Genomic DNA, 15072 nt, shown 5'->3' on the forward strand with positions numbered 1-15072 from the left:
CCAGCAAGGGGAAGGTCAATGGTTTAAATTGCTGATTGAAAGGGATTTTTAAAATCAGCGTCCACATAGCGTCCACACTTCGAAAAAAGTGTCCACTTTACAAAGACAAAGCCTCGCAGATAGTTGCGGGGCTTTTTACTTTTTTTGGTTACTTATAGCGGCTAAACTTCCGACGCAATATCCTCAACTAAAGGAGTGCCATAGATGGCAATGACGACATGCAGGAAGTGTGGTGGCGAAGTGGAACGTAAGGCAAAAAAATGCCCATATTGTGATTCAAAGAGACCTGGTGAACGATGGTGGCATGTAGTTGCCGGTCTTGCCGTTATACTTATTGCTGTACCTAGTGCAATTAAATCTTGCTCTGACCAACCTGAATCTAAGGCCGGTACGACTGAAAACGTTGCTCAATATACGGATACAACTCTTAAGCAGTGGAGAAAGCTGGGAAAAGACGAACGCTTAAAATTTATTGATGGTTACTTAACTCAGGCCAACATTCCTCTATCAGCCTCTGGTGATTTCTACAATTGCATTAGTCAGCATTCGTTTACCAAAGATGATAACGTTAAATCCAAAGATGCCCTCGACTGGTGCAAACAGGATTATGGTAGAGATCCATCATTGCTCGCTAACATGGTGAATTTTGATACCTTCATGGGTAACGTTAGGTCATTCGATAGTTCGTATCGCCCATTAACATCTGCTATTAAAGACAATATGAATGACCCATCCTCATTCAAGCACATAGAGACTAATTATCGGTTTGTTCTATCTGGATCTGCACCATATGCTGTGGTCACAACAACCTACCAAGGCAGCAATGCTTATGGGGCAACAGTTAAAGATAGTGCATCGGCTAAAGTTGATTTAAATACAGGTAATATTGTTGAGTACCATCAATAAAAAAATAAGCCCCGCAATTATCTGCGGGGCTTTGTTTTATATCGCCAGATTCAGTTGATCCCGACCGCGATGTGATGGCGGAAATGCATCATGAGGAATGAAGCTATCAGGTAGCGGATTTTCTTTCTGTCGCCGGGTCAGGCGTTCCACGCTTTCCAGCGTGGAAAATCCAACGCCACATTCCAGGCTGTTACACTGATAAAACTTACGCCGGACGGTGTTGGTGTCATTCATTGGTGAACTGGTACGGATACGGGCTGACGCGCCGCAAATTGGACATCTGAACATAATGGCTCCCCCACGGGAGTTGAACTCCCGGCCATTGTATTCTGCTTATTCCGTTTCGGCTATCCATTCGGGTATTTTGGCCTCCAGCTCCAGCTGCGTAGTAAATCCACCGCTGTCGTCAATCACATGCTCCGCTTTTGCAATTATCCAGTCCTGGTTGTCTATTTCCGCTTTGAAGCCTGACACGGTGCCGTGCATTTCCGGGTAGAGGTCAGCGCGTCCACGCGCCAGGGTGATCGAGAATTCCGCCGCCCCCCGCTGAAGCTGCTGCCACTTAGCCGCAGCGGCACGCTTTGCTGCCTCTTCGTTCTGGTAAGTTTTCCGCAGGACATACACGTTACCCTCAGCCCCTTCCATATAGTCACCTTCGCGGCTGCTGCTCTTTTCTTTTTTTTCCTTTGACGGCTTGCGGCGTTTGACGCTTACCTTTTTCTTTTTGCCAAAATTCAGATCCAGCCAGTACGCCTGCACGCCGGTATAAGCTTGCCTGTCAGCAATTCGGAACCTGTGTCTATCTCCGTCGCTTCGCGTCAGCGCGAAAGAGGGCAACGCCTTACCGTCTGCTGTTATGCCGCCGCCCGGCTGGATAAATAACAGATAGCCATTTTTGACGGTGGCAATGGCTCCCAGCATGTCGGCCATCCTCGTTAAAAATGACATGTCGCTTTCTTCGGTCTGGTCAGCGTGGTCAATTTCAATATTCATCAGCATTTCACTGATTTGCGCCTTCAGCTTATAGCGATGGGCGATTGCAGAGACGACGCGTTCTACCGTCACGTCATGCCATGAGGCTTCGCGCTTGACGTTAAATTCCTCCCTAAAGTCGGCGCTGCTGGCGGTAATTTGCAGCGTATCGGGCGGGCCTTCGTGGGATATCTCATCCACGGTATAAAGCCCCTTGTATATCAGCGGCTCACCCTTCCAGCCCATCGATAAAGCCAGTTGTGTTCCGCGTGGCGGCAGTTTAACCATGCCGTCCGCATCATCCACGCTGATGGTTATCTGGTCGGCCTCAAACCCCCGGTTATCGGTCATCGATACCGACATGATCCGGTCATTCAGGTCAGACAGTAATTCGCCCCCTGCGGTGATGCTGTAATCGGGGATCTTTATCGCATCGTCCAGGTTGTCCAGCCAGCTGTTGATTTTCAGATTGAGTGTGTCGGTCAGTGTCATAGCGCCTCCGTTGTTCCGCATGATTTCACGCGCGCGCGGGAAGCAAGAACCCCTTTTTGTTGTGGGCTGACGGTCAGAATCCTTAATGCGTGAAGTGACCTGGTGCATGGGGGATTATGGCTGCGAACTCAAACAACATAATGGTGGAAAACATGAGCGAAGCGCGTTTCCACGGTGCCCGCGTCAGAGAAAATACCGACCTGGTGACAGCCATTGATGACATTGATTCCAGTGTTATCGGGATTGTTGCTATGGCGGATGATGCTGACGCTGACACCTTCCCCCTGAATAAACCCGTTCTTCTTCATCGGGTCAACGATGTGCTGGGCCTGGCGGGTAAGACCGGTACGCTGTACAAGAGCCTGAAAGCAGTTGCTGACCAGGTCAGCACAAAAGTCATCGTCGTGCGTGTCGCAGAAGCGGAAGCCGGTGAAGGTAAAAAAACGCAGTCGCAGCTGGTAATCGGCGGCACGGAACCCGATGGCACTTATACCGGGATGTATGCCTTTCTGGTAGCGGAACAGGATGAGCGTATCGGATATCGTCCGCGCATTTTGTCAGCGCCCGATCTCGACACAGAGGAAGTGACGTCCTCACTGTGTGTGATTGCAGAGAAGCTGCGTGCCTTTGTGTATGCCGGGTGCAACGGCTGTGAAACGATGGCGGATGCTATCGCCTACCGCGCTACCTTCGCGTACCGCGAACTGATGCTTATCTGGCCTGACTTCATCGCCTATAACCCGGTGTCCGGCAAAAACGAAGTGTTCCCGGCTCCGGCGTATGCCTGCGGCCTGCGTGCCCAAATCGATCACACTCAGGGCTGGCACAAGTCGCTGTCAAACGTCCCGGTAAAAAACGTGCTTGGGATTTCAAAACAGGTGTTCTGGTCGCTTCAGGCTGAAGACAGCGACGCCAACGCGCTGAACAACAAAGAAATCACCACGCTGATTAAGCGTAACGGCTTTCGTTTCTGGGGCAACCGCACGCCGGATACCAAAGACTATATCTTTGAAGTCTACACCCGCACTGCGCAGGTGCTGGCAGACAGTATCGCGGAAGCGCAGTTTGAAGATATTGACGAACCGCTGACCCCCGCGAACGTGAAAGACGTTATCAGCGGTATCCGCGCGAAGCTGGACAAACTGGTCACGTCAGGGCGTCTTATCGGTGCTGAATGCTGGTATGACGTGGTGGACAACAGCACCACTGACCTTCGTCAGGGGCGGGTGCGTATCCGCTACAAATATACACCAGTGCCGCCGCTGGAAGATCTGACATTGCATCAGACCTTCACGGATGAATTCTTTGGACCTGCATTCGCTTCTCTGGGAGGTGCGTAAATGGCTGTTCCTCATAAACTCCGCCTGTTCACCTGCTTTGTTAACGGCGATAACCAGATCGGGAAAGTCACCTCGTTTACCCGCCCGAAACTCAGCCGCAAGCTGGAAGACTATCAGGGGGGCGGCATGATTGGATCCGTTGGTGTGGATCTCGGGCTGGATGCCGGGGCGCTGGATTCATCTATTGAATTTGGCGGTGTGATTAAAGCGCTTTTTCTTGAGTATGGCGCGGATATCGACGGCACCCGACTGCGTTTCGCCGGTGAATACTACACCGATGGCGACAGCCAGCTTGTTGAAGTAGAGCTTCGCGGACGCTTTACCGAACTTGACGGCGGCGACAGCAAGCAGGGGGAAAACACCGTCGAGAAATACACGTTCAAATCGACGTATTACAAATTCTCCATCGACGATAAGCCGATTATTGAGATTGACCTGCTGAACTTTATCTACAAGAAAGACGGCAAGAATATCTACCCTGACCGCATCACGTCCGCCCTGGGAATGGGCTGATAATCAACCCTGACGGCGGCACATTTTTGTGCCGCCCGGAGACTCAACGATGAAAAAAAATGATACAGCATCAGTAACGGCTGAAGGTGGCGTAACGTTGGCCCAGCCGATTGTACGCAGCGAAGAGACGATCACTTACGTGGAGATTGGCGAGGAAATTAAACAGTCTGGTTCGCTGCGTGGCCTGTCGCTCTCGGATGTGCTCAACATGAAAACAGACACACTGGTGACGTTGTTCACGCGCGTGACTTCGCCACGTCTTAAAGAAAGCGAAATTAAAAAGATGGCTACCGCTGATTTTATCGCGCTCTCTCAGGCGATCGTGCCTTTTTTGGTTCCTACGGGCTCTGGAGCACAGAGCGAGCCGGAGACGGAAGCACTGTAACGGTGGTGAAATTCGACCAGATTGAAGAGCTGGTCGCCGATATTGCCGTTGTTTTTAACTGGTCGCGCGCCGATATCTACATGATGGATCCGGGTGAGGTTATCACCTGGCGCGAACGGGCCGCGCGACGTAGCGGAGCCCGTGAAGATGAAGACACTTGATATCCGTATCGCCTTCAGCGCGATCGATAAACTGACCCGACCTGTTGAAACCGCCCGCCAGAGTGTGGGCGGTCTCTCTGATTCTCTCAGGAAAACCCAGACCGACATTAAATCGTTGGGGACGCAGTCAAAAGCGTTTGCCCGCCTGCGCGAAAATTTCACCAAAACCACCGAAAAGATCCAGACGGCACAGCGAGAACTGAATGGCCTCCGGCAGGCACAGCAGGCCGGGAACGCGATGACGGACAAACAGCGCGAACACATGGCAATGCTGACGGCAAAGCTGAATCGCCTGAATGAAGTACGCACCCGTGAGAAAGAGAAGCTGCGCGAGGCGACGGCTGTGATGGTCAGGCATGGCGTCACGCTTTCCGGCAGCGATCGAACCATCCAGAGCGCCATACGGCGTACCGAACAGTACAACCAGACGCTGGAGCGCGAGCGGCAGATGCTGGCGCGGGTGACGCAGGCGCGTGCACGCTATGACCATACTCAGCAGATGGCCGGTAAATTACGCGGCGGAGGTGCGGTTGCCATGGGGGCCGCTACCGTTGCGGGTTATGGTGCCGGGCGTTTTCTGGAACCAGCGGTAGGGTTTGACAGGGAAGTATCCCGCGTCGGGGCGCTGACGCGTCTCGATAAAACCGATCCGCAGTTTGCTGCATTGCGCGAGCAGGCTAAAAAGCTGGGGGCTGAAACGCAGTTCAACTCCCGTGATGCGGCCAGTGGTCAGGCATTTCTCGCGATGGCCGGATTCACGCCACAGGCCATACAGGCTGCGTTACCCGGCGTTCTCAACATGGCGCTGGCCGGTGGGATGGAGCTGGGCGAAAGTGCCGATATCGGCTCAAACATTCTGTCGCAGTTCAAACTGGATCCGAAAGAGATGGACAGGGTCAGTGACGTGCTGACGGCGGCGTTTACGCGCACCAACACCGACCTGGCAAACATTGGTGAGGCGATGAAATACGCCGGAACAGGGATGGCCGGGTTGGGTGTCAGCGTTGAGCAGACCACTGCGATGATCGGCGTTATGGCAAACGTGGGTTTGCGCGGCAGTATCGCCGGTACGGGGCTACAGTCCACATTTTCCCGCATGGCTGCGCCAACGGGCAAAGCCAAAGATGCGCTCAAAGAACTCGGGGTCAGCGTTGCAGACGCAACCGGGAAAATGCGACCGGCTGAAGTTGTCCTTGCTGATGTTTATAAGGCCGTCAGTAAGTACGGCGATGTGGACAGACTTTCGTTCTTCAAAGACATTGCCGGTGAGGAAGCTGCCAAATCCTTCCAGGCTCTGGTGCAGTCTGCGGGAAGTGGTGAGCTGCAAAAGCTGCTGGCTGAGCTGAAAAAAGCGCAGGGTGAATCTGCCACAGTCGCGAAAAAGATGGCGGATAACCTTGATGGCGATCTGAAGAACCTCGACAGCGCCTGGGAAGGATTTCGCATCCAGATTGAAGAGCTGCTTGACGGGCCACTTCGTGGACTGGTTCAGGGGATCAGTGATGTTGTCGGGGCAATGACCACCTGGGCAAAAGAAAATCCCCGGTTAACGCAGACATTACTGATTATCGGCGGCAGTGCGCTGGCCTTTACGGCCATCATCGGTGGATTGTCTCTGGTTGTTGGGGTATTGCTGGGGCCAATAGCAAAATTGCGACTTGGCTTTGCGTTGCTGACCGGAACAAAAGGACTCGGTCGGGCCATCCCGATGTTTGCTCAGTTGCGCGCGCTTATGGGCGGGCCGATGGGAAGTATCAAAGGCTGGCCCTCTGCATTCTCTTCAATGGCGAGAGGGGCTGGCAGACTGACGGGTATTTTGGGCCCGCTGAGAGGGATGTTGCTGGCGGTATTTGCCTCACCAGGTGCCGCGCTGGGCTCTCTTGTTCGCGGTATCGCGATGCTGGCGCTTCGCCTTACCGGTCTCCCTGTTTTGTGGGGAATGATCACCGGTGCTGTATCGGTGCTTGGCGGCGCGCTGTCGCTGTTACTGAGTCCGATAGGTCTGGTCGGCGCGGCATTTGTCGCGGCTGGCCTGCTTATCTGGAAATACTGGGAGCCCATCAAAGCATTTTTTGCCGGTGTGTTCAGCGGCATTATGGAAAGGCTGGCACCACTCCGGGAGTCGTTTGCACAATTCAGCCCGCTGCTTGACGCTATCAGCAATGGCATCAGTCAGGTGTGGAGCTGGTTTAAAGAACTCCTTACCCCGATGGAGTCCAGCAAAGAGACGCTTGATAAATGCGCCAGCGCCGGGGAAATCTTTGGCAACGTGCTTGGCGGTGCGCTGCAACTAGTGCTGACTCCGGCCAAAGCCCTCATGGACTCACTGGCCTGGATACTTGAAAAGTTGGGTGTGCTGCCTGATGAAGCGGAAAAGGCCAGAAGAAAGCTCGATGATTTGAAAAAAGAACCTGTTATGTGGGAGTGGGATCCACAACAGAAAAAGATGGTGAAGAAAGAGTGGAAGCCTTCTCCCCCGAAAGTTGAAACAGGTACAACACCGCCTCCACCGGCACATACACCGCTGACGGGTGATCAGGGAACTCAGCGTCGACTACAGAAAATATCCGATAACACGGGCGGCATGCTTCAGGAGACGAAAAAACGGATTGGCCCCGGTGATATCGTCTTCAAAAATCTGCCCCGTGCCCTGGCAGTACGTGGTGAATGGCAGGAGTCAAAACTTGCACGAACCTCTGCCGCTATAGCTCCGCCGCTTGCCCCGGTTGTTGCAGCGGCAGCGGCACCTGTTGTGCAGGCCATGTTACCCCCGGTCAGACGCCCAGGCGACAGCGCCAGAAATGACAGTGCTGCAGGTGGGTTTAACGGTGAAATTCACGTACATCTGCACAACGTGGTGACGCAGAATCCCCGCGAACTGGCGAAGACTGTTGGGGAAATGGTTAAGGCAGAATTAGACCGGCTGACCCGCGCAGGTCGCGGCAGTTTCCGGGACAAAGATTAGGTGAACAGGTGACGTTATGATGATGGTTTACGGTATGTTTGTGTTTGAGCTGAAGACGCTACCCCATCAGCAGCTACAGCAAAATAAATCCTGGCGGCACGTCAAAAACGAGCGAATCAACCGTTCGGCAAGCTGGCAGTACATTGGGGCCGGTGAAGATCAGATCACGCTTTCCGGCGTGCTCTACCCGGAAATTACTGGCGGCGAGGTTTCGCTGACGGTGTTGACCACGCAGGCATATACCGGACGCCCCTGGCCTTTGATTGATGGTACAGGGCAGATTTACGGGATGTATGTTATCACCGGCTTGCAAACCACCCGATCGGAACTTGACCGTTACGGTAAGGCGAAAAAAATAGAGTTCTCAATCAGTTTTCAGCGTTGTGACGAAGACCTTCGCGAACGGCTTCAGTCTTCCTCTGTCGGTGATCTGTTGACCGGGCTGAAGGATGGTGCCAACACGGCGTATAACTCGATAAACAGCACGCTGTCCGGGTTGGTGTAGCACTGCGCAGTATTGAGTATAGTCAAATCTGGAGGTGCATTTTACTGACCTCCAGACGCCGGAAACCGCTTATACAGAGTAGAAATACCTACATCAAATATCATAGCCACGCGCTGCCGTGGCTCTCCTGCCGCGAGCAGTCGACCGGCCTGCGCCCATTCTTCTGGTGTCAGTTTTGGTCGGCGACCACCAATGCGCCCCTGTTCTCGTGCTGCCGCTAACCCGGCTCGCGTCCGTTCTACAATCAATTCCCTTTCCATCTCGGCCAGTGCGCCCATGACGTGAAAGAAAAAACGTCCCATAGGGGTAGAGGTATCAATACTGTCTGTCAGGCTACGAAAATTAACACCACGCTGGCGCAATTCCTCGATCAGAATGACAAGATGACGCATGCTCCTTCCCAGCCTGTCCAGCTTCCAGACTACCAGCGTGTCACCTTCCTGAAGCGTCTTTAGCAACCGCTTTAACCCAGGTCTTTCCGCTTTTGTACCGCTTATTTTATCTTCAAATATTTGCACACATCCTGCGCTTTCCAGCGCATTTATTTGCAGCATGGTGTTCTGGTCATTTGTTGATACCCGTACATTTCCAATCAGCATAGAAAATCACTCCACCTGTAAACGCATTAGCGGCCCGCATTGTATCGAGCAACGTCATTTCTGGCTGTACTGCAGAAAATGGCCAGCATAGTCAGAAGTGGTGGTGTGTTCCGGAAAACGTTGGTCTGGGAGAAGCGGCAAAAAGGGATGTAGGGACCGGGACAAACCAGATCCCCGACATGAGCAAGTGGACATCGCTGAAAGCGGATTACGGGTGGCGATTGACTCCAGACGGATTTCTGGAGCAGTGGGGGCGCGGAAATTATGGAAACGGCGATGGGGACTTTGTCATCCCGTTCCCGAATCGTTGTGTGTTCGTTTTGATTAGCTCAGATCCGAATGACACATCATATGCTGAGATTTCACAGGCATTCCCTGTCAGTAATTCAAAATTCAGAGTTGGCTGCGCAACCGCAGAAGGTAATAACGTGAATCCGGCAAATTTGACATGTAACTGGTTTGCGAAGGGGTGGTGATAATGAATATTTACTTTTATAGCGCGTCAACGAATCAATTTTACCCGACAGTGTTACTCGACGCATACCGTGCAAATGGCGTTTTGCCTGATGATATTAAGCCCGTCGATGACGATATGGCACTGGAGTTTTTAGGAGTGCCTCCGGAGGGGATGAAACGTGTTGTGGGTAGCAATGGGCTACCCACGTGGGGAATGGCAAATTAAATGGGCAGTTCAGGCCAACTGATATCCGGTGCGGTGCTGGTATCTATTGCAGTCACCGCATCGATATAGTCCATCCAGGTGTTAAGGCTGGCGGATTCATCATCCGTTAGCTTACGCCCCATCAACAGCTTTGTCTGCCAGACGACAATTCGGCTGGTTGCCGCATCAATACGGGCGCGTTTTTCTGCTTCAGCCTCTGCGACTAATTCATCGTGAGATTTTACCGGCTGTGGTATATCTGGGGGCGTAAACACCCCATTAGCATATGACCAGCCGATGCCTGGTAGTAGACCGCCTCCAGATTGTGATATCCCGGATGATGCTCCGCCAAGTTGCGAAATCTGAATCAACGACTGGTTCCCACCCCAGCCCATAGCGGCTTTCCCGTCCCAGATGATGACATTTACAACCATTCCGTTTTCAATTACTGCGTATGTTTTGCTCATTACATCACCACTCAATTATCACAATACCAGAGGACCCTTTCCCACCGACACCACCATTAGAGCCGCCACCACTTCCACCATATCCACCTCCGGCACCGCTGCCACCAGAGCCATACCCATAGGCATCTTTCCCGTCAACACCAGCTGAACCAGCTCTTGAACCACCTGCACCGCCACCAAAAAATGAGTTGCCACCATTCCCTCCGCAGCCATTCCCAAGGATTGTATTAGCACCATCCTGACCATCCTGTCCTGCTGGATAACCAGTACCTCCCGCACCACCACCGGGTAATCCAGATCCCATAAAAGAATCACCACCATGGCCACCACCACCACCGTTTAAAGTCAGCAGTGAACCAACAACAGTGCCGCCGCCAGCGGCGCCGTTACCTCCATTTATTGATGGCGTACCAGCAATACCGCCAGCCCCCCCAGCACCAATAGTGACGTTAATCGTGGAGCCAGGCGTAACTGTAAATTTTTTTCTCACAACAAATTCACCAGAACCGCCACCCTGACCACCCGCACCAGTACCGGTAAGGTTCGTAGAACCACCGCTACCGCCGCCACCGCCGCCACCCGCGCTCGCTGTTACATAAATCTCAGTTACCCAGTTCGGAATAGTAATTGCCTGGGATGACGTAACGACAGCAAATCTCGATTTGCTCAAACCAAGGTTTTGGAGAAACTTCGCCACATCTGGAATATCCCCGCCGTTTTGGTTTTTCTGCATAGCACCGGTGATACGCTCATCATCACCCGCCGCAACGGTATTGGCAGTTGTACCTGTGTTTTTCGTCGAGCTGTTACCCAGTTGCAGATTCTGGCGGGCCAGTGCCGGATTAGGTAAATCGGCGAGATTGCGATCTTTTGCCAGCCGCGCGCCTGCGTTATCCATCGCAATTTTTACGGCTTTCGGGGTTGCTGCTTGTGTCTCGCTGTCATCCGTCACACTGCTGTTAAGCTGCGTAAAACCTTTAGCTGTAGTGGTTGCATCGGGATGGTTGCGCGACTGTTCATGGGTACGCATGAGTCCGTCAGCGTAACTCTTCACCTCAATAATTTTATTATCAACATACTGGCGCGTTGCCAGTACGACAGCCGGATCAATCTTCAGTGTTACCGCTTCGGTGCTGCTGACGATCAGGATCACACGGATGGCCTGAACGCGTCCGCTGCCTTCCTGCAACTGCGGTTTGTAGGTCTCCGCACAGTTGGCAACCGCAATCATATCGCCGTCTTTATCAAACAGACCGATTTCACGGATCCACCACCCGCCCACGTCTTCCGGTATGACCTGCTCCGCAATTATCTGACTGGCATTTGCCGGGTCGACGGTCAGCATATTCAGCGGTGCGCGACGAATTTCATGTATCAGCGCGGTCTGGGCCGGATCAGGAGTAGGCAGTACGCCATTGCCATCGCCTACGGCCATCTGGGTGATCTCAACCTTTGTACCCAAAGCCGTGGCTTTTGCCAGTTTTGCGGCCCCGATATTGGTTAGCAGGGCAAAATATTTAGTCGCCATTTGCTGCGATCTCCACGGTATCAATAAAATGGACTGCCGCGCCGGTGTAGTCGCCACCGCTCACGGATATGGTTTCAGGAAAATAGGGGTAAACGGTTAGCGTATCGCCCGTGTAACAACCTGCACCTGCTGTGATGATGCCCTGTGTCTGCAACGACAGGGTGAGACCTGTCAGGTGACGGCTTCTGGGTTTTGCATCATCAATCAGGCGCTCAAGTTCGCGGTAGGTTTCCTCCGTGATCCCCTGTTCCTGAATGCCGATTTCAAGCCTGAAGGTGCCCGGCTCTTCGTTGCTCTGCCACCACTCGATCACCCGCAGTAAAAACCCAAAAGGCTCAACGACGCGTCTCAGCGCCGAAATCGTGCCTTTGTGACGATGAACGAGCCAGGCGGCTTTAATAACCTGCCGTTTTGTCTGTTCTGACCAGCCTTTGTCCCAGCGGTCAACTGACAGCGCCCAGGCAAGATAGGGAAGCAGGTCAACGGGGCATTCGTCCGGGTTCCACAGTTTGCGAAGGTCAACCGGAATACGGTCAAGCCGTGTGGTGACTTTCTCAACATCCCGCATGAAGCGGCTGGCGGAAGGCGGGAGCAGGCTGTTATTCATCTGTTCCCCCTACCGTGATAGTGAATGACTCGCACCGCGCAGCCTGCGTGTCATCAATAACGATATCGCTGACAGGCTCCGGTAATTCCACTCGCTGAACGCCCTGCACATGCAATGCCGCCATAATGGCGGAGCGGGCAACGTCACGACCTATCTTGCCCTGCTGGCTTATCCACAACCGTAACGCATCCTCTGCGGCGGTGCGGATGGGTTCAGACTCCGGCCCCGGATAGAGATACAGGACGGCGTTGATGTGATAATTCACGATTTCTGCCGCCTGAACTGTCAGGCGATCGGCGACCGGCCTTTTGTCATCCGCAGACAGCGCTTTATTAACGGTTGCCAGTAACGCCTGGTCTGGCGTTCCGTCTCCCTCCGTGGAAAGCACGGAGACCACGACCACTGCAGGTGACGGGCTGGTTGCTTTGGCATCAGCCACCTTACCGCTGGCACTTTTTGCAAAATACTCATATGCGCCAGTTGGTCCCGCGACGCTCAGCCCTTCGAACGCACTCTGAATGCGTAGCCGGAATGCTGCGTCGCTTTCATAGACGGCCTCAGTTGTATCTGTGGCTTCCTTCGTGACCAGGCGCTGGGTGTTATTATTGGCCCCCAGATTGTCCAGGTCGCTGAAGGTGGAATGACTCAGCATGCACGCCGCCGCCCCGTCATTTACACGCTGCATCAGCATCATTTCCCGGTAGGCGAATACCTGGGCAATGGCGTTCAGGGGTTCAGATTCCAGCTCAAGCGCAGCGGAAACAGCAGCCTGTTGCTCCGGAGGAAATGCTGCAATCATGTCCGCTTTGACCTCAACAAGGATCTCTTCGAAGTCCAGCACTTTAATGATCTGCGGCTTCGGAAGTTGCGATAAGTCAACGGTCGCCATGGCTGCTCTCCCGTAGCGTCATCGTGACGGTGGCCGGTTGCATATTCCGGGTGATAATGCCGGAGAGTTCTGCCACAGCCCGCCCATCCTTTGACCAGCGGATATCAATGGTGTTGAGCGCAATTCTGGTTTCCCAGCGTGCCAGCGCGATAACGGCGGCGCTCATGCACTGAAGGCGGGTGGCATCATTCTGCGGCTCATCAATCAGGTCAGGCACCAGACTGCCGTAATCACGTCGCATCACCCGGCTGGCAAGCGGCGTGGTCAGTATGTCCTTCACTGAATTCCACAGTTGATCGGCATCATTCAGGGTGCCAGTGCCGTTGGGATTCATCCCCGTGTAAGTCGCTGTCATTTCGTGTCCTCCGTCCAGTCGCCGCCCCGTTTAACGCCACCATGACCGTGGTCGTCAACCTGCACACCGTTAGAGGTCATTTTCCCGCCGCTGTGCTCAATATCACCTTGCATCTTGCCGCCTTTAGTAACTTCAAACGTGGCGGTTTTCAGATGCTTTGTGCATTCCACAACGGGCGTATCCAGTGTGACGCCAACAGCCGCCTGAATCTTCGCGGTCTTCATGCCGGTGGCTTCCAGTGCGCTGGCGTCGGCGTCGTATCGGACAACTGCACCGTCTGGTGCCGTTATCACGATTTCTTTCAGGCTGCTGCCCGGTGCCGGGTGATCATTGCTGTACAGGCTCCCCAGAATAATGGCGGTCTCCGGGTTGCCGCCGATGCAGGCAATGGAAACCTGCTCCCCAACGGAAGGCGGGATCCAGATGTTGAATACCCCCGCCCGCGTGGTGTTCCAGCGCAGCCAGCCCGTTTCCAGATTTCCGCTACGCACGCGGACACACCATTTTTCTTCATCAACGGCAAAAATAACGCCGGTGCGAATGATGTTTTCCAGCAGGCGTATCAGTTCGGCATTCATCGTGCGGCACTTCCCAGGCTGTTAATGGTGGCGTTGTAAATCAGATGTTCATCCGCCGCAGACAGGCCCAGCAGTTCACGAACAGGGTATTTAGTCACGACACCCGGCCCGACCTGATCACGCTGGCCGTACTGATGCACGCGGGCAATACGCGCAGCCACACCGTCATAACCCACGGTCACACCCTGCACATCAGGGCGTATCTTCATAAACCGCAGTGTGCGCAGGCGCTCAAACATCGGTGCTTTACGGGCCGTGTCACGACGCAGCGAACGCGTGTTAATTTCCAGATAACGATCAATATCGCTGCGGTAAAACGTGCGAATGTCATTACGTTCGGTGTCAAAGCCGGTGATAGTGCGTCCGTATTTCCCCCGCCCGCCGTGCCAGTTTTTCAGCGTCCTGACTTCGTTATTCCAGATAAATTTAATGCCCTGCTGGGAACGAATGATCCTGCGCTTGCGTTGTGGGTAAGCGGCTCCGTCCGGGCCTTTTTGCGCCCGGATACGCTGCTGCTGGCTGCGGCGGATTTCCTGCCCGATGAGACGGGCCGAGCGAGTCCGCCCGGACGCAGAGATACCCGCAAGGATATCGCTGAATACCTTATCAAGTTCACGAAAGCGATCGTCACTCATACAGCAGTCTCCCAGGTCACGTCTTCAAACACGGCGTGCCAGTCTCCGCCTGCTGATGGAATACGGGGTTTTGGTTCTGGCAGGTGTTCTGCGTGGACGGTTCCGTCTTCATCGCGACTGACTTTCACGCGCTCCCTGACCGGGATTTCATAAAGAATATCGGCGCTGTCGTCGTCATTGATGGCGACTGAAAACTTAACATCTTTGTTATTCTCAGGGTTAAGCAGCAGGTCTGGCTGGTTGTGCCAGAGCCAGGCCATCAGCGGTAAGGTGAAATCATCAATATCGCCGGGAAAATCCATGGCGAAAAACACCAGGTTATAGCGGTAGGCAAAAGAAGGTGTTTCGCCGGTTGTCTCGATACCGCCGCTTTCCACAAATACGGTGAATTTCTCCGGGTTGGCTTTACACCAGCGGCTGGCGTGGACCATCGCTTCACGCAGTGAGTTAATCTTCAGCATGGTGGCACCTTTTTAACGTGCGAAGCGCTCAATTACGCTCGCAATGATCAGCA

Annotated in this window: 20 protein-coding genes; 9 read left to right on the forward strand and 11 right to left on the reverse strand. The window is 53.6% G+C overall.

Going from position 1 to position 15072, the window contains the following annotated elements:
• Nucleotides 1-204 precede the first annotated feature (204 nt).
• A complete protein-coding gene (locus tag EHN13_RS08505) occupies nt 205-906 on the forward strand; it encodes a hypothetical protein (RefSeq protein ID WP_124021216.1) in 702 nt (233 codons plus the stop codon).
• Nucleotides 907-942: 36 nt separating this feature from the next.
• Here EHN13_RS08505 and EHN13_RS08510 read toward each other — a convergent pair whose 3' ends face one another.
• Both EHN13_RS08510 and EHN13_RS08515 read right to left on the reverse strand, forming a co-directional pair.
• Complete coding sequence (locus tag EHN13_RS08510) at nt 943-1194, reverse strand: Ogr/Delta-like zinc finger protein (protein WP_003835893.1); 252 nt, start codon at nt 1192-1194, stop codon at nt 943-945.
• A 45-nt stretch (nt 1195-1239) separates the two neighbouring features.
• On the reverse strand, nt 1240-2370 hold the full coding sequence (locus EHN13_RS08515) for a phage late control D family protein (protein WP_124021217.1): 1131 nt from the start codon (nt 2368-2370) through the stop codon (nt 1240-1242).
• 152 nt (nt 2371-2522) lie between these two features.
• Here EHN13_RS08515 and EHN13_RS08520 point away from each other — a divergent pair, with 152 nt between their 5' ends.
• Genes EHN13_RS08520 through EHN13_RS08545 form a run of 6 tightly spaced genes read left to right on the forward strand, consistent with a single transcriptional unit; the run spans nt 2523 to nt 8239 of the window.
• Nucleotides 2523-3710 carry a phage tail sheath subtilisin-like domain-containing protein gene (locus EHN13_RS08520; protein ID WP_124021248.1) on the forward strand — a complete coding sequence of 396 codons (1188 nt, stop codon included), beginning with the start codon at nt 2523-2525 and terminating at the stop codon, nt 3708-3710.
• Nucleotides 3711-4223 (forward strand): phage major tail tube protein, encoded by a 513-nt coding sequence (locus EHN13_RS08525; RefSeq protein WP_003835886.1) that lies wholly within the window; start codon nt 3711-3713, stop codon nt 4221-4223.
• A gap of 49 nt (nt 4224-4272) precedes the next feature.
• The gene (locus EHN13_RS08530; protein WP_124021218.1) at nt 4273-4608 is read left to right on the forward strand and encodes a phage tail protein; all 336 of its coding nucleotides are present in this window, start codon (nt 4273-4275) and stop codon (nt 4606-4608) included.
• A 5-nt stretch (nt 4609-4613) separates the two neighbouring features.
• Complete coding sequence (locus tag EHN13_RS08535) at nt 4614-4769, forward strand: GpE family phage tail protein (protein ID WP_032941227.1); 156 nt, start codon at nt 4614-4616, stop codon at nt 4767-4769.
• Nucleotides 4756-7734: a phage tail tape measure protein gene (locus tag EHN13_RS08540; RefSeq protein WP_124021219.1), complete on the forward strand. Its 2979-nt coding sequence runs from the start codon at nt 4756-4758 to the stop codon at nt 7732-7734. Before EHN13_RS08535 ends, EHN13_RS08540 begins: the two co-directional genes overlap by 14 nt.
• Before the next feature lie 16 nt (nt 7735-7750).
• Nucleotides 7751-8239, forward strand: coding sequence for a phage tail protein (locus EHN13_RS08545; protein WP_124021220.1), 489 nt, complete (start codon nt 7751-7753; stop codon nt 8237-8239).
• Nucleotides 8240-8280: 41 nt separating this feature from the next.
• Here the strand turns inward: EHN13_RS08545 and EHN13_RS08550 are convergent, their stop codons facing one another.
• Nucleotides 8281-8838, reverse strand: coding sequence for a recombinase family protein (locus EHN13_RS08550; RefSeq protein ID WP_124021221.1), 558 nt, complete (start codon nt 8836-8838; stop codon nt 8281-8283).
• Nucleotides 8839-9017: 179 nt separating this feature from the next.
• Here EHN13_RS08550 and EHN13_RS24560 point away from each other — a divergent pair, with 179 nt between their 5' ends.
• Both EHN13_RS24560 and EHN13_RS08555 read left to right on the forward strand, forming a co-directional pair.
• Complete coding sequence (locus EHN13_RS24560; RefSeq protein ID WP_420912877.1) at nt 9018-9314, forward strand: gp53-like domain-containing protein; 297 nt, start codon at nt 9018-9020, stop codon at nt 9312-9314.
• A gap of 2 nt (nt 9315-9316) precedes the next feature.
• The gene (locus tag EHN13_RS08555) at nt 9317-9520 is read left to right on the forward strand and encodes a tail fiber assembly protein (protein WP_124021222.1); all 204 of its coding nucleotides are present in this window, start codon (nt 9317-9319) and stop codon (nt 9518-9520) included.
• On the opposite strand, the gene EHN13_RS08560 is transcribed toward EHN13_RS08555, so the two are convergent.
• The 8 genes from EHN13_RS08560 to EHN13_RS08595 are packed head-to-tail and all read right to left on the reverse strand — an operon-like array spanning nt 9517 to nt 15019.
• Nucleotides 9517-9966, reverse strand: a complete 450-nt coding sequence (locus EHN13_RS08560) for a tail fiber assembly protein (RefSeq protein ID WP_124021223.1) — start codon at nt 9964-9966, stop codon at nt 9517-9519. The genes EHN13_RS08555 and EHN13_RS08560 overlap by 4 nt on opposite strands.
• A 4-nt stretch (nt 9967-9970) precedes the next feature.
• Entirely contained in the window at nt 9971-11494 is a 1524-nt protein-coding gene (locus EHN13_RS08565; protein WP_124021224.1) for a phage tail protein, read from the reverse strand.
• Entirely contained in the window at nt 11484-12101 is a 618-nt protein-coding gene (locus EHN13_RS08570) for a phage tail protein I (RefSeq protein ID WP_124021225.1), read from the reverse strand. The genes EHN13_RS08565 and EHN13_RS08570 overlap by 11 nt, the downstream gene beginning before the upstream one ends.
• Nucleotides 12094-12990 carry a baseplate assembly protein gene (locus EHN13_RS08575; protein ID WP_124021226.1) on the reverse strand — a complete coding sequence of 299 codons (897 nt, stop codon included), beginning with the start codon at nt 12988-12990 and terminating at the stop codon, nt 12094-12096. Before EHN13_RS08575 ends, EHN13_RS08570 begins: the two co-directional genes overlap by 8 nt.
• Nucleotides 12977-13345, reverse strand: coding sequence for a GPW/gp25 family protein (locus EHN13_RS08580; protein ID WP_124021227.1), 369 nt, complete (start codon nt 13343-13345; stop codon nt 12977-12979). Before EHN13_RS08580 ends, EHN13_RS08575 begins: the two co-directional genes overlap by 14 nt.
• On the reverse strand, nt 13342-13923 hold the full coding sequence (locus EHN13_RS08585) for a phage baseplate assembly protein V (RefSeq protein ID WP_124021228.1): 582 nt from the start codon (nt 13921-13923) through the stop codon (nt 13342-13344). The genes EHN13_RS08580 and EHN13_RS08585 overlap by 4 nt, the downstream gene beginning before the upstream one ends.
• On the reverse strand, nt 13920-14558 hold the full coding sequence (locus EHN13_RS08590) for a phage virion morphogenesis protein (protein WP_124021229.1): 639 nt from the start codon (nt 14556-14558) through the stop codon (nt 13920-13922). Before EHN13_RS08590 ends, EHN13_RS08585 begins: the two co-directional genes overlap by 4 nt.
• On the reverse strand, nt 14555-15019 hold the full coding sequence (locus EHN13_RS08595) for a phage tail protein (RefSeq protein WP_003835863.1): 465 nt from the start codon (nt 15017-15019) through the stop codon (nt 14555-14557). Before EHN13_RS08595 ends, EHN13_RS08590 begins: the two co-directional genes overlap by 4 nt.
• Nucleotides 15020-15072 lie beyond the last annotated feature (53 nt).

The organism is Citrobacter youngae, assembly GCF_003818115.1.
GTDB classification, from domain to species: domain Bacteria; phylum Pseudomonadota; class Gammaproteobacteria; order Enterobacterales; family Enterobacteriaceae; genus Citrobacter; species Citrobacter youngae.

Coding starts and splice junctions, on each gene's coding strand:
- EHN13_RS08505 (WP_124021216.1), top strand. CDS start 205: ATGGCAATGACGACATGCAGGAAGTGTGGTGGCGAAGTGGAACGTAAG.
- EHN13_RS08510 (WP_003835893.1), bottom strand. CDS start 1,194: ATGTTCAGATGTCCAATTTGCGGCGCGTCAGCCCGTATCCGTACCAGT.
- EHN13_RS08515 (WP_124021217.1), bottom strand. CDS start 2,370: ATGACACTGACCGACACACTCAATCTGAAAATCAACAGCTGGCTGGAC.
- EHN13_RS08520 (WP_124021248.1), top strand. CDS start 2,523: ATGAGCGAAGCGCGTTTCCACGGTGCCCGCGTCAGAGAAAATACCGAC.
- EHN13_RS08525 (WP_003835886.1), top strand. CDS start 3,711: ATGGCTGTTCCTCATAAACTCCGCCTGTTCACCTGCTTTGTTAACGGC.
- EHN13_RS08530 (WP_124021218.1), top strand. CDS start 4,273: ATGAAAAAAAATGATACAGCATCAGTAACGGCTGAAGGTGGCGTAACG.
- EHN13_RS08540 (WP_124021219.1), top strand. CDS start 4,756: ATGAAGACACTTGATATCCGTATCGCCTTCAGCGCGATCGATAAACTG.
- EHN13_RS08545 (WP_124021220.1), top strand. CDS start 7,751: ATGATGATGGTTTACGGTATGTTTGTGTTTGAGCTGAAGACGCTACCC.
- EHN13_RS08550 (WP_124021221.1), bottom strand. CDS start 8,838: ATGCTGATTGGAAATGTACGGGTATCAACAAATGACCAGAACACCATG.
- EHN13_RS24560 (WP_420912877.1), top strand. CDS start 9,018: ATGAGCAAGTGGACATCGCTGAAAGCGGATTACGGGTGGCGATTGACT.
- EHN13_RS08555 (WP_124021222.1), top strand. CDS start 9,317: ATGAATATTTACTTTTATAGCGCGTCAACGAATCAATTTTACCCGACA.
- EHN13_RS08560 (WP_124021223.1), bottom strand. CDS start 9,966: ATGAGCAAAACATACGCAGTAATTGAAAACGGAATGGTTGTAAATGTC.
- EHN13_RS08565 (WP_124021224.1), bottom strand. CDS start 11,494: ATGGCGACTAAATATTTTGCCCTGCTAACCAATATCGGGGCCGCAAAA.
- EHN13_RS08570 (WP_124021225.1), bottom strand. CDS start 12,101: ATGAATAACAGCCTGCTCCCGCCTTCCGCCAGCCGCTTCATGCGGGAT.
- EHN13_RS08575 (WP_124021226.1), bottom strand. CDS start 12,990: ATGGCGACCGTTGACTTATCGCAACTTCCGAAGCCGCAGATCATTAAA.
- EHN13_RS08580 (WP_124021227.1), bottom strand. CDS start 13,345: ATGACAGCGACTTACACGGGGATGAATCCCAACGGCACTGGCACCCTG.
- EHN13_RS08585 (WP_124021228.1), bottom strand. CDS start 13,923: ATGAATGCCGAACTGATACGCCTGCTGGAAAACATCATTCGCACCGGC.
- EHN13_RS08590 (WP_124021229.1), bottom strand. CDS start 14,558: ATGAGTGACGATCGCTTTCGTGAACTTGATAAGGTATTCAGCGATATC.
- EHN13_RS08595 (WP_003835863.1), bottom strand. CDS start 15,019: ATGCTGAAGATTAACTCACTGCGTGAAGCGATGGTCCACGCCAGCCGC.